The sequence below is a fragment of the Moorena sp. SIO3I8 genome, from assembly GCF_010692325.1.
GTDB lineage: Bacteria > Cyanobacteriota > Cyanobacteriia > Cyanobacteriales > Coleofasciculaceae > Moorena.
Window position 1 is genome coordinate 1 of the sequence record NZ_JAAHHW010000230.1, and the last position, 4,554, is coordinate 4,554.

General features: G+C 44.3%; 5 protein-coding genes. All 5 read left to right on the forward strand.

Going from position 1 to position 4,554, the window contains the following annotated elements:
• On the forward strand, positions 1-369 hold a 369-nt coding region (locus F6K51_RS35345; RefSeq protein WP_293030322.1), incomplete at its 5' end, for a TetR family transcriptional regulator C-terminal domain-containing protein.
• Positions 370-486: 117 nt separating this feature from the next.
• Positions 487-1,143 (forward strand): peroxiredoxin-like family protein, encoded by a 657-nt coding sequence (locus F6K51_RS35350; protein WP_293030325.1) that lies wholly within the window; start codon positions 487-489, stop codon positions 1,141-1,143.
• Positions 1,144-1,435: 292 nt separating this feature from the next.
• Positions 1,436-1,783 (forward strand): thioredoxin, encoded by a 348-nt coding sequence (gene trxA / locus F6K51_RS35355; RefSeq protein WP_293030328.1) that lies wholly within the window; start codon positions 1,436-1,438, stop codon positions 1,781-1,783.
• Between the two features lie 146 nt (positions 1,784-1,929).
• Entirely contained in the window at positions 1,930-2,367 is a 438-nt protein-coding gene (locus F6K51_RS35360; protein ID WP_293030331.1) for a glutathione S-transferase N-terminal domain-containing protein, read from the forward strand.
• A gap of 528 nt (positions 2,368-2,895) precedes the next feature.
• Positions 2,896-4,407, forward strand: coding sequence for a reverse transcriptase domain-containing protein (locus tag F6K51_RS35365; protein WP_293030334.1), 1,512 nt, complete (start codon positions 2,896-2,898; stop codon positions 4,405-4,407).
• The last annotated feature ends 147 nt before the right edge of the window (positions 4,408-4,554 follow it).

Genomic DNA, 4,554 nt, shown 5'->3' on the forward strand with positions numbered 1-4,554 from the left:
TCATCCCTAGAAGCCCCCACAGCCTCAAAGCAAGCCATTATCGACTTTTTCTACAACCTCATCGAAGGGGCTGTAGACGATAAAGACCATCGAGGCTGCTTGCTCACCAACACCGCTGTTGAACTGTGTCCCCACGATCCACAGACTAAATCCCGGATTACTGCTAATTTGCGCTCAGTGGAAAACGCTTTTAAAAAAGCCTTATCCACAGCAAGGGAGCAAGGGGAAATCACAACCAACCATGACCTTCAGGCATTAGCCCAATATTTCACCAGTAGTATACAAGGGTTGCGGGTTATCTCCAAAGTCAACCCAGACCCAGAAACCCTAAGAACTATTGTCAAGGTCATACTTTCCGTTCTCGATTGACAGAGTAAATTGACAGAGTAAATTGACAGAGTAAATTGACAGAGTAAATTGACAGAGTAAATTTTTTTGCTCTTAATTGGAACGATTGTTCAAATATAAGCTAACCAGGAGGAAATCATGACCTTAAGCCAAGACTTGATTAACCTAAATACCCAGCTCCGCGCTCAGCAATCAGAAGAAGCCAAAGCCATCATGGCAAAAGCAGGGGAAGACCTCGCTAATTCTGGCATTGTAGACAATAGCCTCAATGTTGGCGACAAAGCCCCTAACTTTACCCTGCCTAATGCCGTCGGTAAACCTGTAGAATTGCAAGACCTACTAGCCACCGGAGCCGTAGTCATTTCCTTCTACCGGGGTCAGTGGTGTCCTTACTGCAACCTAGAATTACGAGCATTGCAGCAATTCTTACCAGAAATTCAGAAATTAGGTGCAACCCTAGTCGCTATTTCCCCTCAAACTCCCGATAATTCCCTATCCACTACAGAGAAAAACCACCTAACCTTTGAAGTACTCAGCGATGTTGGGAATAAGATTGCCAAAGAGTTTGGTCTAGTCTTCACCGTACCAGAAGAACTCCGACCAGTTTATCAAAGCTTTGGCATTGATTTACCTGCCCACAACGGGGATGACACTTTTGAATTACCCATTGCCGCCACCTATGTGATTAATTCCGATGGAACCATCACCCATGCCTTCGTTGATCTAGATTACACCAAGCGACTTGACCCAGAAGAGATTGTCAGCGCATTACAAACCCTGGCTGTAGCCGTATAAGTAGCTCAATAAAAATCGTAAGCATTAGCTGACGGCTGAATGCTTACGACACTACCAGCACCTAAATGTTGTGTAGGGTGCGTTAGGGGCGGGCTAGCACTCATTTTCCACCTCTTCGCGCCTTGTTAGGTTGCTCCCCGTAACGCACCACGGGCAAGATGCCCGTTCCACCCACCGCGTCAAACAGCAAATATGAGATACAGCCGCTTCATACAGCAAATCAATAATGCGGAATTCATCAATATTTCAGTCAACAGTCAACAATCATTCCTAGTTTAGGAGAAATTGAACTATGTCAGAAACAGCCAAATATATAACCCTAAATGACGATAACTTTGAAACCGAAGTCCTCAACAGCTCCATTCCAGTCATAGTAGATTTTTGGGCACCATGGTGTGGTCCTTGTCGGGTAATGAATCCAATCGTCACTGAATTAGCCACAGAATTTGATGGAGTTGTCAAAGTAGGCAAATTAAATGTTGATGACTACGAACAACTAGCCAGCAACTATCACATTGAAGCAATTCCTTCCCTATTGTTCTTCAACCAAGGTAAAGTAGTTGAACAGTTTGAAGGTCTTGTGCGTAAAGCGACTCTGGTTGACAAAATTAATGCCCTAACTAATCTCATTTCTGTTTAAGGAGGTAACATAGGATTATCGGATAATGGGTAATGGTTAATAGTTTAAAGGTAATAGCTAATTGTCCATTAGCCATTACCTTTAGGTAGTCAAAATTTGTGGCAAGCACTTAGATAACTTCAGGGATAAATTGATATAAAATAATCATGATTGACCTATATACCTTTTCCACACCTAACGGACGGAAACCTGCTATCATGCTCGAAGAATTAGGACTTCCCTACACCGTTCACACAATTAACATAGCAAAGGGAGAACAGTTTACTCCCGAATATGTAGCAATCAATCCCAATAGTAAAATTCCTGCTATCATTGACCAGGATACTGGCATAACAGTTTTCGAGTCAGGAGCAATCCTAATTTATTTAGCAGAAAAGACAGGCAAGTTGTTGCCAACGGATACAGCAGCAAGAATACAAGTGATTGAATGGTTGATGTTCCAGATGGCAAGCGTTGGACCAATGTTTGGTCAACTGAGTCACTTCCGACGCTTTGCCCCAGAACAGATTCCCTATGCTATTGATCGCTATGAAAAAGAGTGCGGCTCGTTCCTAGGAGGAGCTTCCTTATTAGGAAGGGTATAACTAGGGGGAATCGCGGGGAATAACCCGAATTCCTAACTATCTGCTGGATGGTGGTGAAAGCCCACCCCTTTAGGAGATAAGTGACTCCCTATCTGGCCACACCGAGATGGACGGCACTCCATCAGAGTGACGCTGGCAACAGGGCGGAATCAGAGGTAAATCAGATGTGCCACACTGCCGCTAACGGGGAGGTGACATGGGTAACAGTAGCAAAAGTCCTGAAAAAGTGTCTTACGTAGAAGCCGTAATCTGACCTTGTATATACGAGACTTCATCCTTTTATTCTCACAACGTTTTGCTTTTGATAGTTGTAATCTCCGAGAAGAGGATAGGCAAATTGGACTGCCCTAAATCACCAGAACAATCTAGCAGACGGAACGAGTAAAAACGACAGCATCTTAGGTCTAAGAAGTAGTCGAACCTTAGTAAGCGTCTGCCTTGCTTAATCCCTACTGTCGGGTAAGATGTCACCGGAAACTGGTGACGGGTATCAAGATAAACAAACTGGAGAAGAGCAAGGGTAGACACATGTCAAACAGATATAGTGACCTATGGAAAAGCCAAAAGTGGAAACAACTCCGCCGAAACCTTTTCCGCCTACAAAAGCGAGTTTATAAAGCAGTTCAAGCTGGCGACCTGAGGAAAGCTCGGTCTCTACAGAAACTGATAATGAAATCCCGCTCAGCACAACTTCTGGCCATCCGCCAAGTGACACAGCTAAATCTTGGAAAAAGAACCGCCGGAATAGACGGGAAATCCTCCCTGACATATAAGGACAGGTTCGAGGTACTTAAAAAACTAGTATCTAGTGCGGAAAACTGGACGCACCAAGGCTTAAGGGAAATACCCATAGCCAAGAAAAACGGAGGTACGAGAATGTTGAAAGTACCAACAATCCAAGACAGAGCATGGCAATGTCTAGCAAAATACGCTCTTGAACCAGCCCATGAGGCCACATTCAGCGCCTTTAGTTACGGATTCAGAACTGGCAGATGTGCCCAAGACGCACAAAGAATGCTATTCCAAAATCTGAATTCAAGCTGCAATGGCATCAAAAAGAGAGTAATCGAACTAGATATTAAGAAGTGCTTTGACCGCATCTCCCATAGCTCCATAATGGAATTATTGCTAGCACCTGCGGGTCTGAAACAGGGGATATTCAGATGTCTAAAAGCAGGCATCAATCCGGAATTCCCAGAGCAAGGAACACCCCAAGGAGGTGTGGTCAGCCCACTTTTAGCCAACATTGCACTTAACGGAATAGAGGAAATAAACCCCAGAGTTAGAAGCATCAGATATGCCGACGACATGGTAATAATCCTTAAGCCGAAAGATAACGCCGAAAAAATATTAGGGAAGATAAAGGACTTCCTCAATGAACGAGGGATGGAAATCAGCGAAGAAAAGACCAAGCTAACCAAAACGACAGACGGATTTGACTTCCTGGGGTGGAACTTCCGCGTCCAGAAAAACGGAAAATTCAGGTCAGTCCCCTCAGAGGAAAACCACCGGAATATACGAAAGAAGATTAAAACCGTGGTCAACAGCTCGAATTATGGAGCCGAAGTAAAGGCCGAAAAATTAGCACCAATCGTGCGTGGATGGAGGAATTACCATAAAAGCTGCGATATGAGCGGGTCACGAAACAACCTATGGTTTATGAGGATAACCGCCAATCGGAAATTCCGAAAGGAAAAGAAAGTTAACCGATACAAAGCCAACAAGCTATGTGACAAAGCCTTCCCCGCAGTAGGGTATGAACAATTCCAGCATAATAATGTCAAAGGGACTAAGTCCCCCTACGATGGAGATTTAGTCTACTGGAGCGGAAGAAATTCCAAACTATATGACAATGCTACAAGTGAAGCCTTGAAAAAGCAAAGCCATTCCTGTGGACATTGTGGATTGAAATTCATTGATGAGGAAAGGGTACACCTACACCACATTGATGGAAATCACGACAACTGGAAGAAAGCCAATCTTATGGCCGTACATCAGAGCTGTCACCAACAACTACATTGGAGCCAAAAAGATACTTAGGAGCCGTGTGAGGCGAAAGTGCGCGACCTGAACTGGTCAAGTAAAGCGGGGAGCCGACTCCCCAGGGTAATTTACACCACCTACCCTCACGTAAAACAACCTTTTAGGTTGGACTCAATACCTTTTGGTAACAAAAGGGAAATATGC

Bases quoted from the DNA above. Each gene is read 5' to 3' on its own strand.
- F6K51_RS35350 (WP_293030325.1), top strand. From the start codon at position 487: ATGACCTTAAGCCAAGACTTGATTAACCTAAATACCCAGCTCCGCGCT.
- trxA (WP_293030328.1), top strand. From the start codon at position 1,436: ATGTCAGAAACAGCCAAATATATAACCCTAAATGACGATAACTTTGAA.
- F6K51_RS35360 (WP_293030331.1), top strand. From the start codon at position 1,930: ATGATTGACCTATATACCTTTTCCACACCTAACGGACGGAAACCTGCT.
- F6K51_RS35365 (WP_293030334.1), top strand. From the start codon at position 2,896: ATGTCAAACAGATATAGTGACCTATGGAAAAGCCAAAAGTGGAAACAA.